The following is an 18,087-nucleotide window of genomic DNA, read 5'->3' on the forward strand; positions in this document are numbered from 1 at the left end:
TTATGACTTCATCACACCATGCCAAGGAGTGTCTCCATGATTAAGCTGCGTGCCTTTACCCGTTACTTTAGCCAGCCTAAACCCGCCCCGGCGTTTACGGAGGCCGAGAAACAGCATATTCAGCGCCTGCTGCATGGCTTTGGCGGTCAGGCGAATATCGAACAGGTTGATGCCTGCATTACCCGCCTGCGCGTCACGGTGAAAAACCTCAAACTGGTTGATTCACAGGGGCTACAGCAGGAAGGCGCATTGGGCGTGATTATTCTCGGCCAGCAAGTCCATGCGATATTTGGTCAGCAATCCGATGCGCTACGTCAATTATTAACGGAGCACTTCTCTCGTGATGGGGGAGGAGAATAAAGCGCTAAAATAATCGTTACAATTATTTTCGACATACACGAATAACACAGTGATATCGGGCGGGCGAGAATCTCTCCCCGCCAGTTTTTTTATGATTCTTTTAGGCTTTGTTGAATAAATCGAACTTTTAAGTGTTTGGCGGATCTGATCGCTACAGTCGTTTCAGCATCGGGTTTCCATGGCAAAGCAAAAAGTTTAAAATCACCAACTGGTCAGCCTACAATAACGCTCTCCGGCAGCGCGGTTTAATGACGGTCTGGCTTGATGAGTCTGCCATTGCTGCATGGACTGACCGTACGCAGCCTGAGGGGCGTGGCCGACCGCTTCACTACACCGATATGGCGATCACCACGGTTCTGATGATGAAGCGCGTGTTTAACCTTTCGCTACGGGCGTTACAGGGCTTCGTTGACTCAATTTTTACGCTCATGGCGCTGCCTCTTCGATGCCCGGACTACTCTCTGGTCAGCAAACGGGCAAAAAGTGTTAGCATCAGCATAAAAACGCCAACCCGTGGTGAAATCTCACATCTGGTCATCGATGCTACTGGCCTCAAGGTCTTGGGCGAAGGTGAATGGAAAGTCAGGCAGCATGGGGCTGACCGACGCAGGGTATGGCGCAAGCTTCATCTGGCCGCAGACAGTGCGACGCACGAGATTGTTTGTGCCGATTTATCGCTCAGCGGCACGACCGATGCGCAGGCCCTGCCAGGGTTGATTCAGCAGACCCACCGGAAAATCAGGGAAGCTTCGGCAGACGGCGCTTATGACACGCGCTACAGCCATGATGCGTTACTTCGGAAAAAAATAAGGCCACTTATCCCACCACGAAGCGGGGCGCAATACTGGCCGGACAAGTACCATGAGCGTAACCACGCTGTGGCAAATCAGTACTTAAGCGGCAGTAATGACGTCTGGAAGTAAGTGGGCTACCACCGGCGGTCGGTAGCAGAAACGGCGATGTTCCGCATTAAAACCCTGCTGGGGAGCCATCTGAGCCTGCGTGACTATGACGCGCAGGTGGGTGAAGCGATGGCAATGGTCAAGGCACTGAACCGGATGACGTTGTTGGGGATGCCGCACAGCGTCCGGATCGCATAACGGGTTAACCGACGAGAGCTATCCCGTCGACTAACTCTGATTTATTCAACAAAGCCATTATTGAACGCTATTCTGTCCGGTTAAAGGAATATCAGCCTATTTCCCCCGCCCGAAAAAAAACGTAAACGTTCGTAACGATGAAGCGGTAAAATAGCGGAGGTGAAAAATGAAATTGTGTGGCTTCTTTTAGAAAATCGCCCATGGTATGAAGGTGACAATTTTTATAACGAAGTCTGATTGGAAACGGCCTGACAATATCTCCCCACACACGTTGCCTCCTCTCCCGAATTAGTCAAAGTTTGACGGTAACAGCGAGGAACGAGGGTATGCGCTTCCTGTGAAGCACGATCGTCCCTTTAAAATATGCAAGTTGCGGAGTCTTGTTGAAAATTGCTGGAGGAAATGCTCCCGCATCGGGCATAGCCAGATGCGGGACAGGGGATTCGGGATTATTCCCACTCAATCGTAGCTGGCGGTTTCCCAGACACGTCATACACCACGCGGGAGATGCCGTTGACTTCGTTGATGATGCGATTGGAGACACGGCCAAGGAAATCATACGGCAGGTGCGCCCAGTGCGCGGTCATGAAATCGATGGTTTCAACAGCACGCAGTGAGACAACCCAGTCATACTTACGGCCATCGCCCATCACGCCAACCGAACGAACCGGCAGGAACACGGTAAAAGCCTGGCTGACTTTGTCGTACAGCTCGGCTTTGTGCAGTTCCTCAATGAAAATTGCATCAGCACGGCGCAGCAGGTCGCAATACTCTTTTTTCACTTCGCCCAATACGCGCACGCCAAGGCCCGGCCCCGGGAACGGGTGACGGTAGAGCATGTTGTACGGCAGGCCCAGTTCCAGACCAATTTTGCGCACTTCGTCTTTAAACAGCTCTTTGAGCGGCTCAACCAGCCCCAATGCCATATCATCAGGCAAGCCGCCGACATTATGGTGAGACTTGATAACGTGCGCTTTGCCGGTGGCAGACGCCGCCGATTCAATCACGTCCGGGTAGATAGTGCCTTGCGCCAGCCATTTTACATCGGTCAGTTTGCCGGCTTCTTCATCAAACACCTCGATGAAAACACGGCCAATGGTTTTACGCTTGGCTTCCGGGTCGCTAATGCCGGCCAGTGCAGACAGGAAACGATTTTCCGCTGGAACATGCACAATATTCAGGCCGAACTGGTCGCCGAACATTTCCATGACCTGCTCGGCTTCGTTCAGGCGCAGCAAACCATTATCCACAAACACGCATGTCAGGCGTTCACCAATAGCGCGATGCAGCAACAATGCCGTCACAGAGGAATCCACCCCGCCGGACAAGCCAAGGATAACCTTATCGTCACCTACCTGCTGGCGAATACGCTCAACCGCATCGTCAATGATTTTGGCCGGCGTCCAGAGCGCTTCACACTGGCAAATGTCACGCACAAAACGCTCGAGCAGACGCTGCCCCTGGCGCGTGTGGGTCACTTCCGGGTGGAACTGCACGCCGTAAAAACGTTTTTCTTCGTTCGCCATGATGGCGTAAGGGCAGGTATCGGTGCTGGCAACGGTGACAAAGTCAGCCGGGATCGCAGTGACTTTATCGCCATGGCTCATCCACACATCCAGTAGCGGCGCACCGCTGGTGCTGACGGCATCCTGAATATCACGAACGAGCGCGCTGTCGGTTTTCACCTCTACCTGCGCATAACCAAACTCGCGCTCGCTGGAACCTTCTACCTTACCGCCTAACTGCATCGCCATGGTCTGCATACCGTAGCAGACGCCAAGCACAGGTACGCCAGCCTGGAAAACATATTCCGGCGCGCGCGGGCTATTGAACTCGGTGGTACTTTCCGGGCCGCCGGAAAGGATGATGCCATTCGGGTTGAACTCGCGAATCTGCGCTTCAGTGACATCCCATGCCCACAGTTCACAGTATACGCCCAGTTCACGCACGCGGCGGGCTACCAGTTGTGTATATTGCGAGCCGAAATCCAGAATAAGAATGCGATGTTGATGAATGTTTTCTGTCATGAGAGGCGTATTCCACTACGGATAGAAGCGAAAGAAAAATTGAACCCGGCGAGTTTACCGGGTTCGTTGTATTAAATCAGCCGGTAACGCGCTTAACCCATGCGGTAATTCGGCGATTCTTTAGTGATGGTGACATCGTGCACGTGACTTTCCTGAATGCCTGCACCGCTGATGCGCACAAATTGCGCCTGGGTACGCAGCGCATCAATGGTCGGGCAACCGGTCAGCCCCATACAGGAGCGCAAGCCCCCCATTTGCTGATGAACGATCTCTTTCAGGCGGCCTTTGTAAGCCACGCGGCCTTCGATACCTTCCGGCACCAGCTTGTCGGCGGCGTTATCTGTCTGGAAGTAACGATCGGACGAGCCTTTGGACATCGCGCCCAACGAGCCCATACCACGGTAAGATTTGAATGCACGGCCTTGATACAGTTCAATCTCCCCTGGAGACTCTTCCGTACCGGCCAGCATTGACCCCACCATCACGCAAGCGGCCCCTGCTGCAATGGCTTTGGCGATGTCGCCGGAGAAACGAATACCGCCATCGGCAATGACCGGAATCCCGGTGCCTTCCAGCGCTTCAACCGCATCAGCGATAGCGGTAATCTGCGGCACACCGACACCGGTAACGATACGCGTCGTACAGATAGAACCCGGGCCAATACCTACTTTAACCGCGCTAACGCCAGCTTCTGCCAGCGCGCGAGCGCCTGCGCCTGTTGCGACGTTACCGCCGATTATCTGCAAATCAGGGTATTTGGCGCGTGTTTCACGAATACGCTGCAACACCCCTTCGGAGTGGCCGTGTGAGGAATCGATGAGCAGTACATCGACGCCCGCCGCCACCAGCGCATCGATACGCTCTTCGTTACCAGCACCCGCGCCAACCGCCGCCCCAACGCGCAAACGACCATGTTCGTCTTTACAAGCATTGGGTTTACGCTCGGCTTTCTGGAAATCTTTTACGGTGATCATCCCGACCAGACGGAACTGATCGTCTACCACCAGCGCTTTTTCGATGCGGCGTTCATGCATTCTTTGCAATACCACATCGCGGGCTTCCCACTTCTTTTACCGTGACCAGACGTTCCTTCGGCGTCATCACCGCACTGACCGGACGATCCAAATCGGTGACAAAGCGCACATCACGGCCAGTAATAATCCCCACCAGTTCATTGCCGCTGGTGACAACCGGATAACCGGCAAAACCATTGCGTTCAGTCAGGGCTTTTACCTGGCGCAGCGTACTCTCAGGCGTCACAGTTTGCGGATCAACGACCACGCCGCTTTCATGACGCTTCACGCGGCTGACTTCTTCAGCCTGCCGTTCGATAGACATATTTTTATGAATAAAACCGATACCGCCTTCCTGGGCCAGTGCAATAGCCAGGCCAGACTCTGTTACGGTGTCCATCGCCGCAGACAGCATAGGAATATTCAGCCGAATACGCTGGGTTAGTTGGGTACTCAAATCGGCCGTGTTGGGCAGAACAGTGGAGTGGGCTGGAACGAGAAGGACATCATCGAAGGTCAGGGCTTCTTTAACGATACGTAGCATGGCAATATCTCACCGGAAATTGGGATGGGTTTTAGATAAAATATTGCCGTGGCATTATACAGGCCGAAATCGATTGCCTCCAGTATTTTTTTACAAAAATGCTTGCGAACCCCCAGATGCCCGGTAATATCGATTGATTAACTCTCTGTTTTTCTATTTGATCTGGGTCACAATGTCCGCATTGCCTTCATCGGCTATTTTTACCGTCAGCCGCCTAAATCAGACGGTAAAACAGTTACTGGAAGCAGAAATGGGTCAGATCTGGCTTTCCGGTGAAATCTCCAACCTCTCTCAGCCCTCTTCGGGTCACTGGTACTTTACGTTAAAAGATGAACGCGCCCAGGTGCGTTGCGCGATGTTTCGTAACAGTAACCGGCGTGTCACCTTTCAGGTGCAGAATGGCTTACAAGTGTTGGTACGCGCCACACTCACGCTTTACGAGCCGCGTGGCGACTATCAACTCTTGGCTGAAAGTATGCATCCAGCGGGCGACGGCGCGCTACAGCAGCAGTTCGAACAGTTGAAACAACGCTTATCCGCGCAAGGGCTATTTGATGTGCAGCACAAGCAGCCGCTGCCAAAACCGGCACGTCAGGTTGGTGTGATTACCTCAGCCAGCGGCGCGGCGCTGCATGACATACTCCATATTCTAAAGCGGCGAGACCCGTCACTGCCGGTAATTATTTATCCTACGGCAGTGCAAGGACATGAGGCCCCGGCACAAATCGTTCGGGCGATAGAGCTGGCTAACCGGCGTAATGAATGTGATGTGCTTATCGTTGGGCGCGGCGGCGGCTCGCTAGAGGATTTATGGAGCTTCAATAATGAGCACGTTGCCAATGCCATTTTCGCCAGTCGCATCCCGATTGTCAGCGCGGTCGGTCATGAAACCGATGTGACCATCGCCGATTTTGTAGCAGATTTACGCGCGCCAACCCCCTCTGCGGCTGCAGAATTGGTCAGTCGCGATCGGCAAGAACTGTTCAGACAGCTTCAGGCGCAGCGCCAGCGGCTAGAGATGGCTTTCGACTACTATCTGGCGCAACGTCAGCAACGCTTGGCTCGCTTACAACATCGGTTACATCAGCAGCATCCACAACTGCGCCTGGCGCGCCAGCAAACGCAGCTTATCCGCATGAAACAGCGGTTGAAGGATGCCATTCAACACCAGTTGTTGTTACAAAAACGGCAGCAGCAGCGTTTTGATCAACGCCTGATGCAACAGTCCCCACAGCCTCGCGTACACCGGGCACAGCAGCATATACAGCAGTGCCATTATCGACTACAACGCGCGTTGGAAAAACAGATTAACGAGTATAAACAACGTTTTGGCGAGGCCTGTTCACACCTGGAGGCAGTAAGCCCTCTGGCGACACTGGCTCGTGGTTATAGTGTCACCACCACCATTGATGGCCAGGTGATGAAAAAAACGGCGCAAATATCGCCGGGCGATAAACTAAAAACCCGTCTGCATGATGGTTGGGTCGAAAGCCAGGTGATTGAAATAAAAAAAGAAACCACCAAGTCTCGTTCAACGAGGCGCATAAAAAATATTTAGTGATTAGGCTATACTTATCGTGTCATCAATGTGGTACATCAATTAGGGTAAAACAATGTTGATAATATGTTGCAACCCATATTTGAGCCAGACATAAGGAGATGAAGTATGAAGTTCGCTCGTAGCATCATTCCGCCCTATATATTGCATCGTATTATCAACAACGGGTCCGATGAAGAGCGTCGGTGCGCACAACAGACTTTGATGCACGTCCAATCGCTAATGGTAACAGCGGTCGCCCACCCAGAGACCCATGAAGAACGTAGTGACACACAGGTCTTACGTGAAATTCACGATGCTGGCCACCAGCAAACGTTGCCCGGCAACCTTGTCAGAAAAGAGGGTGAACCCGGCAATGGCGATGTTGCGGCAGAAGAAGCCTATACCGCCCTGGGCATCGTGCATGATTTTTTCTGGAAGATATTTGGCCGTAACTCATTGGATAACAAAGGACTGCCGCTTATTGGTAGCATTCATTACGGAAAGAACTACCAAAATGCGTTCTGGGACGGCAGGCAGATGGTGTTTGGTGACGGCGACGGAAAAATATTTAATCGATTTACCTCATCGTTGGATGTCATCGCCCACGAGATGTCGCACGGCGTTATCGAAAGCGAGAGCAGTTTGCTCTATTTTCGCCAGTCTGGTGCGTTGAGCGAATCGCTGGCGGATGTGTTCGGCTCAATGATCAAACAATATCATCACAATCAGAAAGTACAGCAGGCTGACTGGATCATCGGAGAAGGCCTATTAAGTGATGAGATTGATGGTAAAGGGTTACGTTCACTCTCCCGCCCCGGCACGGCCTATGACGATCTCCTCCTCGGCACCGACCCGCAACCCGCCCACATGCGTGACTTCGTCAACACCCGTGAAGATAACGGTGGCGTGCATCTGAACTCAGGGATCCCGAACCGGGCGTTTTATCTCGCAGCGATTGCGTTGGGAGGGTACGCCTGGGAAAAAACGGGTCATATTTGGTATGACGCAATGTGTGATAAAGCGTTGCCGCAAAATGCTGACTTCTCTATTTTTGCCCGCTTTACGGTTGAACATGCGAAAAAGCGCTTTAATGCCGCCGTTGCAGAAGCCGTGCTTCGCTCCTGGCATCAGGTAGGGATTGACACAGGTATCCTGCACGAGCATGAGCTGGAGTAATGGAAGGCCGCTTGCAAATCCAATGCGAATACCATGAAGGTTTCTCCAGGCGGTACACATCAGAAAATGGCCTGGCTCACAGCACATGCGGCCAGCGCCTTATTGCGGTTATGCCAGATCCTGATAATGAACGTGTATTCGCGTGCGTGATATCAAGCCATGCCCGTTAGCACACCAATAGCTTTTTGAGCCACAGCCAGCCAATACCTGCAACGGCTGTGCGCAATCAGGGCACAGCAACGCCCGCTGATACTGACGTTTGCAGCCCTCACACCGATACTGCGCCTCGGCCACTTCGCTCATAGGCTGCTGGCATGCCGGGCAATAGGTCTCGCTTAACATCATGTTTTCCCTATTTTACTCGACAATAAGGCGGGATTTCTCCCGCCTTCGAGTCACTCTGCAATAAGTGATTATTTGCTTTTCTTAATATGCTGCATCAGGCGTTTACGTTTACGCATCTGATTCGGCGTCAGCATATTGCGCTTATTGGCAAACGGGTTTTCCCCTTCTTTAAACTGAATGCGAATCGGTGTCCCCATCACATCCAGGGAGCGCCGGTAGTAATTCATCAGATAACGTTTATAGGAATCGGGAAGATCTTTCACCTGATTACCGTGGATGACCACGATCGGCGGGTTATAGCCGCCTGCATGTGCATACTTCAATTTAACGCGACGGCCGCGAACCAGCGGCGGCTGATGATCGTCCACCGCCATTTGCATAATACGGGTCAACATTGCGGTGCCGACGCGACGCGTCGAACATTCATACGCTTCATTTACCGACTCAAACAGGTTTCCTACACCGCTGCCATGCAGTGCTGAAATAAAGTGAATGCGTGCGAAGTCAATAAAGCCAAGACGTAGATCGAGTGTTTCTTTGACCTGTTCTTTTACTTCCTGCGATAAGCCATCCCATTTGTTCACGACGATGGCCAATGAACGCCCTGAATTGAGGATAAAGCCCAGCAGCGACAAGTCCTGATCGGAAATCCCCTCGCGGGCATCAATGACCAGCAACACCACGTTGGCATCTTCGATCGCCTGTAATGTCTTGATAACCGAGAATTTCTCAACTGTATCAGTGATTTTTCCGCGCTTACGTACCCCAGCGGTATCAATCAAAACATAATCACGCCCATCGCGCTCCATCGGGATATAAATACTGTCGCGAGTGGTACCGGGCATATCATAGACCACCACCCGGTCTTCACCGAGGATGCGGTTAGTCAGCGTCGATTTGCCAACATTTGGCCGCCCGACAATAGCAAGCTTGATAGGCAGCCCTTCTAAATTCGGGGCTTCATCTTGCGGTTCCTCACCCTCGTTTTCTGCATGCTCGCCAAGTTGCTCCGCCCAATAAGCCGCATTCGCTTCTTCTTCAGTCAGCTCTCGGGCTTCTTCTTGCGGGTCTGTTGCAAATGGCAACAGTACCTTCTCCAGCAACGCGGTCACACCCCGGCCATGAGATGCGGCAATAGGATAGACATCACCCAGGCCGAGCGAGTAGAAATCGGCGATCCCCGTATCGATATCAATACCATCGATTTTGTTCGCGACCAAAAACGTATCTTTTTCACGGGTACGCAGATGCTGGGCAATCGCGTGGTCAGCAGGCATTAAGCCATCGCGGGCATCCACCAAAAACAACACGATATCAGCCTCTTCAATCGCCAATAGCGACTGTGCAGCCATTCGGGTTTCAACACCATCTTCAGTACCATCAATACCACCGGTATCGATGATGATGAACTCATTACCCTCAACTTCAGCACGACCATACTTGCGGTCACGCGTCAGCCCAGGGAAATCCGCCACCAATGCGTCACGGGTGCGCGTCAGGCGGTTAAACAGCGTGGATTTACCCACATTCGGGCGCCCGACAAGCGCGACGACAGGTATCATTGTTACAACCTCATTGCTTATAATTCAACTTGTTACAGCAGATTCCTCTGCTGATGATAAAAGACGAAACGGCCCCTGATAATATCAGGAGCCGTTATCAGGGCAGCGGGCTGCCCGAATACAGAAAGGGTTAACGAGTAAAGGCGTAAACCTCACCGCCTTTCGCTTGTACCAGCAGTTTATCGCTGGCCACTACTGGTTTACTCAGCAGGCCCGAGCTGTCCACTTTCTGCTGGGAAACAAAGCGCCCATCAGTGGTGTCAATCCAGTGGAGATAACCTTCGGCATCCCCCGCCACCAGATAGCCGTTATACAGCACTGGCGCCGTCAGATTGCGGTGCAATAAATCACCCTGCTTCCAGACAACCACACCACCGCTGGTATTCAACGCCACGATACGATCGTCCTGATCCACCAGATAAATGCGCGAACCATCAACGATAAAATCATTCACCGAGCCAATTTCACGCTTCCAGCTTATCTGACCCGAGCGCAGGTCAAGCGCGGTCAGATTGCCGTTATACCCAAGCGCATAAACTACATCACCCGAAACTACCGGCGTGGTATCAACGTCATTCAGGCGTGCGATTTCGGTTGCACCGTTAGGCTGAGAAATACGTTGCTGCCAAATCAGCTGCCCCTGATTAATCATCACCGCGCTGACTCGGCCATTATCGCCACCGACAATAGCCGCACCGAACGCGGCAACCGGTGCCGACTCACCGCGCAAGGAGAGCGCTGGCATGTCAAGATTAACCGTCCACTTAATGGTGCCATCTGACTCGCCAAGTGCCTGTAACATGCCATTGCTGGTATGCACAAGCACCACACCATCGCTGACCACCGGGCGTGATAACACTTCTCCGGCTACTTTTGTTTGCCAGAGCACAGAGCCATCATCCGCATTTAACGCAAACAATTGCGCCCGTTCGCTACCTACGTAGACATGGTTGCCGGAAACGGAAACACCGCCTGATAACAAGGCCGGTGTATTGCTGGACAGCAGACTGGTTTTTTGTGATAAATCAGCCCGCCATTTTTCTTCGCCGCTGTTGAGATCAAGCGCTTTCACCGTACCACGTCTATCGGCCGCATAGACACGATTGTCCTGCCATGCCGGGCGCAAGTTCGAGTAAAACTCGCCAACGCCACCGCCCACAGAACGGCTCCAGACTTTGGTTGGCGTAAACTGATTGTTCACCTGCGGCAGAGGCGACATTTTGACAACATCTTCCTCACGATCAAACAGCGAACAGCCGCTCAGCAGAGTGACAGCAACCAGTCCGACCAACAGTGTTTTACGCAATTGCATGAAGTCCCTCTTAGCTGGGCAGATTATTCAGTTTGATACGTAACAGGGATTGCAATCCCTGGGAGGGTTTCGCTGCCATGGCTTTATTGTACGCATCGCGTGCGCCCTGGCTGTCGCCTTTGCTTACCAGCACATCGCCACGCACATCCGACACCATAGCCAGCCAGCCTTCAGACTTGATAGCCTCTAGCGTCTTTAGCGCATCGTCCGGTTTTTTTTGCTGTAACTGAACACGGGCCAACCGAAGCGCGATTAATGCCTGCAAGTCGCCATCTTTCGTCAACCCTTGGGCCTGACGCAATTGCTGCTCTGCCTTGGCGACATCGTTTTTCTCAACAAACTGATGAGCCAGAGCAAGCGCGGCGAACGCGCCGTAATTACCATGATCGCCTGCGGCAAACTGCTCTGCCGATGCTATCCCTTCAGCGGTGCCGCCAGACAACGACTCCGTAACCTGCTGATATGCAGCAGACGCGGCCATCGTGCTGTTCTCCTGGTGGTTCTGCCATAAACGCCAGCCAACCAGTGCGCCAATGCCTAAGACAACGCCGATAGCCAATGCTTTTCCGTTCTCTATGAAGAAACGGCGAAGTGCATCAATCTGTTCGTTTTCAGTGGTATAGACTTCCACGCAGACTTTCTCCTTAATCCAGTAACGCCACGAGGCGCGCCGCTACATCTGCTTGAGCCACGGTTTCCTGCTCGCCTGTGACCAGATTTTTCACTACGACCTGTCCGGCTGCGACTTCATTTTCTCCCAGTACCAGCGCCACGCGAGCACCGCTCTTATCAGCACGGGCGAACTGTTTTTTGAAGTTACCGCCACCGTAATTCGTCATCAGTTTTAGCTGGGGCAACGCATCACGCACTTTCTCCGCCAGTTGAATGGCAGCATGCTGAGTGCCGTTGCCTGATGAAATCAGGTAGACATCCACACCCGGTTGCGCAGCAAAGGTCGGATTAACGGTTTGCACCAACAGAACCAGGCGCTCAAGCCCCATGGCAAACCCTACAGCTGGTGTAGCAGAGCCGCCTAACTGCTCCACCATACCATCGTAACGACCGCCACCACACACAGTCCCCTGAGAACCAAGACTGGTCGTTACCCACTCAAACACCGTGCGGTTGTAATAGTCCAACCCGCGAACCAGTCGTGAGTTGACCTTATATGGGATACCGGAGAGGGTCAAAAGTTCACACAATTCATTGAAATGTGAGCGGGACTCATCATCAAGATAATCTGTCAGCACCGGGGCATTATTCAGTAAAGCCTGCACCTGGGCATTTTTAGAGTCGAGTACACGCAGGGGGTTGGTGTACATTCGGCGCAGGCAGTCTTCATCAAGATTATCTTTATGCTGTTCGAGAAAAGCAATTAACGCCTCGCGGTAGCGAGCTCGCGCCTCGAGAGAACCAATCGAGTTGAGCTCCAGACTAACATGCTGATCAATGCCCAGCGCTCGCCACCAGCGCGCCGTCATCAAAATCAACTCCGCATCAATATCCGGCCCTTTTAAACCGAACACCTCACACCCAAGCTGATGAAACTGGCGATAACGTCCTTTCTGGGGGCGCTCATGACGGAACATGGGCCCGATATACCAAAGACGCTGCTCCTGATTATACAAAATGCCATGTTCAATACCGGCGCGTACACACCCTGCAGTTCCTTCCGGGCGTAGCGTCAGGCTGTCGCCATTGCGATCTTCAAACGTGTACATCTCTTTTTCGACCACGTCGGTTACTTCGCCAATCGCGCGTTTAAACAGCGAGGTCTGCTCCACTATCGGTAAACGGATTTCGTTATAACCGTAACCACGGAGCACCTGTTTCAGGTTGTCCTCAATACGCTGCCACAATGCCGTTTCAGCCGGGAGATAGTCGTTCATGCCACGGATGGCTTGAATATTCTTTGCCACGTCAATTCTCTATGTGTTATTCGAAATGGTGTATTTTCGACATAATGATGTGTTTTCAAAAAATAGACCCGATTATAGGAGCAACCATCGCGTCTCTTCAATGTACTGCCGTCTGTATCATGCCCTGTAGCCGATACCGGCACGCTCGGCACGTCACCTATGCAGTGCCTTCATTTCTCTACAACATTGACCGCAATACGCTGCGTCTCGTCCAGCATTGCGGCTTTAGCGCGAATCTTCGCTTCCAGTTGCGCTATCATATCATCGTTGTCAAAGCGCTCTTTTTGCCGCACGCCATCTTCATAGAAACCGCTTTTCTTGTTACCACCGGTGACGCCAAGTGTTGATACCAGCGCTTCCCCAGGCCCGTTCACAACACAGCCGATAATCGATACATCCATCGGTGTAATGATGTCTTCCAGACGCTGCTCCAGCGCGTTGACGGTGCCTATCACGTCAAACTCCTGACGAGAACAGGTTGGGCAGGCGATAAAGTTGATACCACGGGAGCGAATACGTAGCGATTTCAGAATATCAAACCCGACTTTGACTTCTTCTACAGGGTCTGCGGCCAGTGACACGCGCAGCGTATCGCCAATACCTTCAGAAAGCAGCAATCCGAGCCCAATAGCTGATTTCACCGCACCGCTACGTGCACCACCGGCTTCGGTAATACCAAGGTGTAATGGCTGTTGAATCTGGGCGGCCAGCAAGCGATAAGACTCGACGGCAAGGAACACATCCGATGCCTTGACACTGACTTTAAATGTCTGAAAATTCAAGCGATCCAGAATATCGACATGGCGCATCGCCGACTCGAGCAGCGCTTGCGGCGTCGGCTCACCATATTTTTCCTGCAAATCTTTTTCTAACGACCCGGCATTCACGCCGATGCGAATCGGGATGTTTTTATCGCGCGCACAATCGACAACGGAGCGAATACGCTCTTCGTTGCCAATGTTGCCGGGGTTAATACGCAGGCAATCGACACCGTATTCCGCGACTTTCAGCGCAATACGGTAATCAAAATGAATATCGGCCACCAGCGGGACATTGACCTGCTGTTTGATAAGCCGAAAAGCCTCGGCGGCATCCATGGTCGGCACGGAAACGCGCACAATATCCACCCCTACCCGCTCTAGTGCTTTTATCTGCCTGACGGTGGCTTCAACATCAGTAGTGCGGGTGTTGGTCATGGATTGCACCGCTATCGGTGCGCCGTCACCGATCGGTACATTACCAACATAGATTCGGGTTGATTTTCGGCGGTTGATGGGCGCTGGATTATGCATGACATCTTCTCCACAATGGCCAGTACGACAGATCACTCAGCCGTTAACGTCAAACGTGCTACCTGATGACTTTTCACAAAACGGCTTAGATCTACCGGTTTACCCTGAAAATCAATCTGTACGGCACCAGGGGCACCAATCTTCAAACGGTAAGGTGCCTGACCAGATAAACTCAGCGCCGATCCGCCACGTTGTACGCCGCTTAATAATTTCTTGCCTGTCGCATCAACCACTTCCAGCCAGCAATCGGCATTGAAGCGCAAGGAGATAGCACCGGGCTCGTTGGTTGCCTGAGCAACCGTACTGGCTGGCGTAGTCGCAGCTTGATCTAACAGAGGCTGTGGTGCGGCTGAGGCAGCCGCCGTTGGTGCAGATGGCGCTGTGGCAGAAGAAGGCGTTACCGGTGATGCCACTGGCGCATTTGTCGCCACGGCATTATTACCCGCCGCTGGCGCATCAACCTGGGCATTGTCATCGGTATCAACAGGCTCGACATCTTCTGCGGCTTGCGCGCTTTTGCGGCTCTGCGGATCGTTTGCGTGATCCACCATCGAGTTGATTTCCTGCTGCTGGGCTTGATGATTCTGCCACCACCAGGCAACCGTCAGCCCTAACACCCCAATCAGGATAAGCCAGGTAAATAACATCAACCAGCCATCGCGCCTTTTACGGCTTTTGCCCAACGCCAAACTCTGCATCGGCGCAACATTCGCCACACGGCTAGGCACGACCTGCTTTTCCAGCATCGGCAACAGTTCTTCTTCAGGAAGATGAACTAGACGGGCATAAGAACGGATGTAACCGCGCAGGAACGTAGGCGCAAGGCCAGCAGGAGTATTATCTTCCTCTATTTCTCGAACGGTCGATAACTTTAGGCACAACCGCTCTGCAACAACCTGTTGCGTCAGTCCTAAACGCTCACGCGCATCACGTAAACGCTCACCGGGGGTCACTATTGTTGCTACAGTATTATCTTGGGTGGCTTCAGTATTCATTAGCTAAGAACTGCTGGTACTGTTTGGATTGTGGAAAACTTCGCGCCAGCTGCCTGCCATAACGTTCAACATCGTCATGCTTTTTAGCCTGCGCGGCGAAACGAATCTGTAACCACAGGCTTTCGGGGCTGGCCGCAAACCGTGGCTGATAAACCTTCAGGAGCATCTGCGCCTGACAATAATACCCGGCATCAAAACGACTGCGTGCTTCTGCCAGCAGCCGTTTTCCTTTACCCGGTTCATATCGCAACGCACGACCAAGCCATTGCGCTGCGTCTGTTGTACGCCCGGCGTTGAGAAAACAATACCCTGCATTCTCAAGCGCATCAGCAACATGATGGTAATCAGCAAGTTGCGCTGCCGCATCGAACTGCCGTTGCGCCGCTACATACTGCCCTAAACGGCAGAGAAACGCACCGTAATTATTTAATACGCTGCCGTTTGCGGGCGAGCGCTGCAACAGGTGCTGATAACGTTTTTCCGCTGCCTGATTATCGCCCACATGCTGCTCATAAAGCGCGATGCCCAGTTGTACCGGTATATCGGTTGGGGCCAGACGTTCTGCTTTCTGCAAATTATCGCGCGCTGCTTCAACCTGATCGCGAGCCAGATACTCCAGGCCCAGTTGTAAGCGCGTTTGCGCTGCTCCCGCTCCTGCTGGCGTCGATGAGAACGGCGCACATCCTGCCGCCATCAAGACAACGCTCACGAGGCTAAAACGCACGACGCGCCACGACATCCCTATCATTCTGACTCCCCTTCATGCCATCCTGGCAGATTGAGGCCGCTACAGCATAGCGCAGTTTCACACGCGATGTTTTAGCAGCAGTCCGAGTCTTTCAGGCGGCCGTCTGCTGATACTCGCAGATACCCACTGAAAGGCCGACTCCGAAACATAGCGGTATGATAAGCCCCATAGGGGGAATAATCACCTGCTTTCATGGGAAAGCAGGCTGATTTGGCATCGGTTTCAGACGCTTTTTACTGCAATTGTATCGCGTTGCATTTTTTTCTTGAGCGTGCGTTTAGTTCGGTCTACCACTTCACCGGCTAACTGACCGCAGGCGGCATCAATATCATCGCCACGCGTCTTACGCACAATGGTGGTAAAACCATACTCCATGAGCACTTTGGAAAATCTGTCAACACGGCTATTCGAGCTACGACCGTATGGCGCGCCGGGGAAGGGGTTCCAGGGAATCAGGTTGATTTTACATGGCGTATCTTTCAGGCACTCGGCCAGTTGATGAGCATGCTCGGTTCCGTCATTGATGTGATCTAGCATCACATACTCCACGGTCACTCGTCCCTGATTCGCATTGGATTTATCTAGGTAACGTCGCACAGCCGCCAGGAAGGTTTCGATGTTATATTTTTTATTGATAGGCATGATTTCATTACGGATTTCATCCGTCGGCGCGTGCAAGGATATCGCCAATGCCACATCAATCATGTCACCCAACTTATCCAACGCAGGCACCACGCCAGAGGTAGAGAGCGTCACCCGGCGCTTAGAGAGGCCAAAACCGAAATCATCCAACATGATCTCCATCGCTGGCACCACATTGGTCAGATTCAGTAGCGGCTCTCCCATGCCCATCATCACGACATTGGTAATAGGACGCTGACCGGTGACTTTGGCCGCGCCGATAATTTTAGCCGCACGCCACACCTGGCCGATAATCTCGGACACCCGCAGATTTCGGTTAAACCCCTGCTGTGCCGTTGAGCAAAATTTGCACTCCAACGCGCAGCCGACCTGAGATGAGACGCACAGCGTGGCGCGCTCTTCCTCTGGGATGTATACCGTCTCGACCCGTTGACCATCGACTAAAATGGCCCATTTGATCGTACCATCAGAGGAGCGCTGCTCATCCACCACGTCTGGCGCACGGATTTCCGCTATTTCTTGTAACTTACCGCGCAGCACCTTATTGATGTCGGTCATTTGGTTAAAATCATCACAGCAGTAGTGATAAATCCATTTCATCACCTGATCGGCACGGAAGGGTTTTTCGCCCAGTTCGGCAAAAAACGCGCGCATTTGCTGACGATTGAAATCCAACAGGTTGATTTTTTGATTGCCGCTACGGGCAGCAGTAATCGCATCGGACACGGCGATTGCAGGAGATACAGTTTGCTCTGACATAGCGTTGACTCATGGCCTCGTTGTTACACGTTGTGGCGCGAAAGGATGATGGATAATAACAGAAAGAAACGCCCCGGCAGAGCCATGCTCAACCGGGGCGCGGCATTGTACAAATTTTATAATCTCCGCGCTACTTCAGCCGCATTTTTTACTGAATGCGCAGGATTGGGCACTGAATTAACGGCTGCGCGGAAAAATTTCGTCGGCGCTAAAGAAATACGCAATTTCACGCTCGGCTGATTCAACAGAATCAGACCCGTGCACCGCGTTTGCCGTAAAGCTGTCTGCATAATCGGCACGCAGCGTACCCGCCAGCGCATTCGCCGGATTGGTTGCACCCATGATATCGCGGTTACGCTGCACAGCATTTTCTGCCTGCAACACCTGTACCATGATAGGGCCGGAAGTCATGAAATCGACCAGGCCATCGAAAAACGGTTTGCCTTGATGTTCGGCGTAAAAACCTTCGGCCTGCTCGCGGCTTAAGTGCAGCATTTTAGAGGCAATGATAGTGAAACCTGCGCTTTCGAAACGGGCATAAATCGCGCCAATGGCGTTTTTAGCAACAGCATTCGGCTTAATAATGGAAAAGGTACGTTCTATCGTCATAGTTTTCTCATCCAACAGTGTTCGAGAATGGCAGAAGTTATAGAGCGCGAACGTTGATGACTGACGACTACCCACGCCTGTGCGTTCGGTAATGCGTATCCACCAGACAAGCAGCGACTCTCTCTGCGCCTCAGTAAGGTGGCG

Annotated in this window: 14 protein-coding genes and 2 pseudogenes; 4 read left to right on the plus strand and 12 right to left on the minus strand. The window is 52.5% G+C overall.

What is annotated here, in order from left to right; translation table 11 throughout:
* Positions 1–36 precede the first annotated feature (36 nt).
* Both O1Q98_RS06400 and O1Q98_RS06405 read left to right on the plus strand, forming a co-directional pair.
* Positions 37–360, plus strand: a complete 324-nt coding sequence (locus O1Q98_RS06400) for a PTS sugar transporter subunit IIB (protein WP_125260209.1) — start codon at positions 37–39, stop codon at positions 358–360.
* A 167-nt stretch (positions 361–527) separates the two neighbouring features.
* A pseudogene (locus O1Q98_RS06405) lies at positions 528–1,460 on the plus strand (IS5 family transposase).
* Positions 1,461–1,909: 449 nt separating this feature from the next.
* Here O1Q98_RS06405 and guaA read toward each other — a convergent pair.
* A complete protein-coding gene (gene guaA / locus O1Q98_RS06410) occupies positions 1,910–3,487 on the minus strand; it encodes a glutamine-hydrolyzing GMP synthase (protein ID WP_125260285.1) in 1,578 nt (525 codons plus the stop codon).
* 92 nt (positions 3,488–3,579) lie between these two features.
* Positions 3,580–5,044, minus strand: a pseudogene (guaB, locus tag O1Q98_RS06415) (IMP dehydrogenase).
* 172 nt (positions 5,045–5,216) lie between these two features.
* Here guaB and xseA point away from each other — a divergent pair.
* Both xseA and O1Q98_RS06425 read left to right on the plus strand, forming a co-directional pair.
* Complete coding sequence (xseA, locus tag O1Q98_RS06420; protein ID WP_125260287.1) at positions 5,217–6,602, plus strand: exodeoxyribonuclease VII large subunit; 1,386 nt, start codon at positions 5,217–5,219, stop codon at positions 6,600–6,602.
* A 108-nt stretch (positions 6,603–6,710) separates the two neighbouring features.
* The gene (locus tag O1Q98_RS06425; protein WP_125260288.1) at positions 6,711–7,760 is read left to right on the plus strand and encodes a M4 family metallopeptidase; all 1,050 of its coding nucleotides are present in this window, start codon (positions 6,711–6,713) and stop codon (positions 7,758–7,760) included.
* Positions 7,761–7,868: 108 nt separating this feature from the next.
* Here the strand turns inward: O1Q98_RS06425 and O1Q98_RS06430 are convergent, their stop codons facing one another.
* From O1Q98_RS06430 to ndk, 10 genes are all read right to left on the minus strand, one after another.
* On the minus strand, positions 7,869–8,105 hold the full coding sequence (locus O1Q98_RS06430) for a zinc ribbon domain-containing protein (RefSeq protein ID WP_125260289.1): 237 nt from the start codon (positions 8,103–8,105) through the stop codon (positions 7,869–7,871).
* 68 nt (positions 8,106–8,173) lie between these two features.
* Positions 8,174–9,667 (minus strand): ribosome biogenesis GTPase Der, encoded by a 1,494-nt coding sequence (der, locus tag O1Q98_RS06435; RefSeq protein WP_125260290.1) that lies wholly within the window; start codon positions 9,665–9,667, stop codon positions 8,174–8,176.
* Between the two features lie 130 nt (positions 9,668–9,797).
* On the minus strand, positions 9,798–10,979 hold the full coding sequence (gene bamB / locus O1Q98_RS06440; protein ID WP_125260291.1) for an outer membrane protein assembly factor BamB: 1,182 nt from the start codon (positions 10,977–10,979) through the stop codon (positions 9,798–9,800).
* 10 nt (positions 10,980–10,989) lie between these two features.
* A complete protein-coding gene (locus O1Q98_RS06445; protein ID WP_125260292.1) occupies positions 10,990–11,610 on the minus strand; it encodes a YfgM family protein in 621 nt (206 codons plus the stop codon).
* 13 nt (positions 11,611–11,623) lie between these two features.
* Positions 11,624–12,898, minus strand: coding sequence for a histidine--tRNA ligase (gene hisS, locus O1Q98_RS06450; protein ID WP_125260293.1), 1,275 nt, complete (start codon positions 12,896–12,898; stop codon positions 11,624–11,626).
* Between the two features lie 170 nt (positions 12,899–13,068).
* Positions 13,069–14,190, minus strand: coding sequence for a flavodoxin-dependent (E)-4-hydroxy-3-methylbut-2-enyl-diphosphate synthase (gene ispG / locus O1Q98_RS06455; RefSeq protein ID WP_125260294.1), 1,122 nt, complete (start codon positions 14,188–14,190; stop codon positions 13,069–13,071).
* 32 nt (positions 14,191–14,222) lie between these two features.
* Positions 14,223–15,185 (minus strand): cytoskeleton protein RodZ, encoded by a 963-nt coding sequence (gene rodZ / locus O1Q98_RS06460; protein WP_125260295.1) that lies wholly within the window; start codon positions 15,183–15,185, stop codon positions 14,223–14,225.
* Complete coding sequence (pilW, locus tag O1Q98_RS06465) at positions 15,175–15,933, minus strand: type IV pilus biogenesis/stability protein PilW (protein ID WP_269975705.1); 759 nt, start codon at positions 15,931–15,933, stop codon at positions 15,175–15,177. The genes rodZ and pilW overlap by 11 nt, the downstream gene beginning before the upstream one ends.
* A 222-nt stretch (positions 15,934–16,155) precedes the next feature.
* The gene (gene rlmN, locus O1Q98_RS06470) at positions 16,156–17,334 is read right to left on the minus strand and encodes a dual-specificity RNA methyltransferase RlmN (RefSeq protein ID WP_205744279.1); all 1,179 of its coding nucleotides are present in this window, start codon (positions 17,332–17,334) and stop codon (positions 16,156–16,158) included.
* A 177-nt stretch (positions 17,335–17,511) separates the two neighbouring features.
* Positions 17,512–17,943: a nucleoside-diphosphate kinase gene (gene ndk / locus O1Q98_RS06475; protein ID WP_125260390.1), complete on the minus strand. Its 432-nt coding sequence runs from the start codon at positions 17,941–17,943 to the stop codon at positions 17,512–17,514.
* Positions 17,944–18,087: the final 144 nt, after the last annotated feature.

This window comes from Dickeya lacustris, assembly GCF_029635795.1.
Classification (GTDB): domain Bacteria; phylum Pseudomonadota; class Gammaproteobacteria; order Enterobacterales; family Enterobacteriaceae; genus Dickeya; species Dickeya lacustris.

Bases quoted from the DNA above. Each gene is read 5' to 3' on its own strand.
- O1Q98_RS06430 (WP_125260289.1), bottom strand. From the start codon at position 8,105: ATGATGTTAAGCGAGACCTATTGCCCGGCATGCCAGCAGCCTATGAGC.
- ndk (WP_125260390.1), bottom strand. From the start codon at position 17,943: ATGACGATAGAACGTACCTTTTCCATTATTAAGCCGAATGCTGTTGCT.
- ispG (WP_125260294.1), bottom strand. From the start codon at position 14,190: ATGCATAATCCAGCGCCCATCAACCGCCGAAAATCAACCCGAATCTAT.
- O1Q98_RS06400 (WP_125260209.1), top strand. From the start codon at position 37: ATGATTAAGCTGCGTGCCTTTACCCGTTACTTTAGCCAGCCTAAACCC.
- xseA (WP_125260287.1), top strand. From the start codon at position 5,217: ATGTCCGCATTGCCTTCATCGGCTATTTTTACCGTCAGCCGCCTAAAT.
- rlmN (WP_205744279.1), bottom strand. From the start codon at position 17,334: ATGTCAGAGCAAACTGTATCTCCTGCAATCGCCGTGTCCGATGCGATT.
- bamB (WP_125260291.1), bottom strand. From the start codon at position 10,979: ATGCAATTGCGTAAAACACTGTTGGTCGGACTGGTTGCTGTCACTCTG.
- rodZ (WP_125260295.1), bottom strand. From the start codon at position 15,185: ATGAATACTGAAGCCACCCAAGATAATACTGTAGCAACAATAGTGACC.
- guaA (WP_125260285.1), bottom strand. From the start codon at position 3,487: ATGACAGAAAACATTCATCAACATCGCATTCTTATTCTGGATTTCGGC.
- O1Q98_RS06425 (WP_125260288.1), top strand. From the start codon at position 6,711: ATGAAGTTCGCTCGTAGCATCATTCCGCCCTATATATTGCATCGTATT.
- pilW (WP_269975705.1), bottom strand. From the start codon at position 15,933: ATGATAGGGATGTCGTGGCGCGTCGTGCGTTTTAGCCTCGTGAGCGTT.
- der (WP_125260290.1), bottom strand. From the start codon at position 9,667: ATGATACCTGTCGTCGCGCTTGTCGGGCGCCCGAATGTGGGTAAATCC.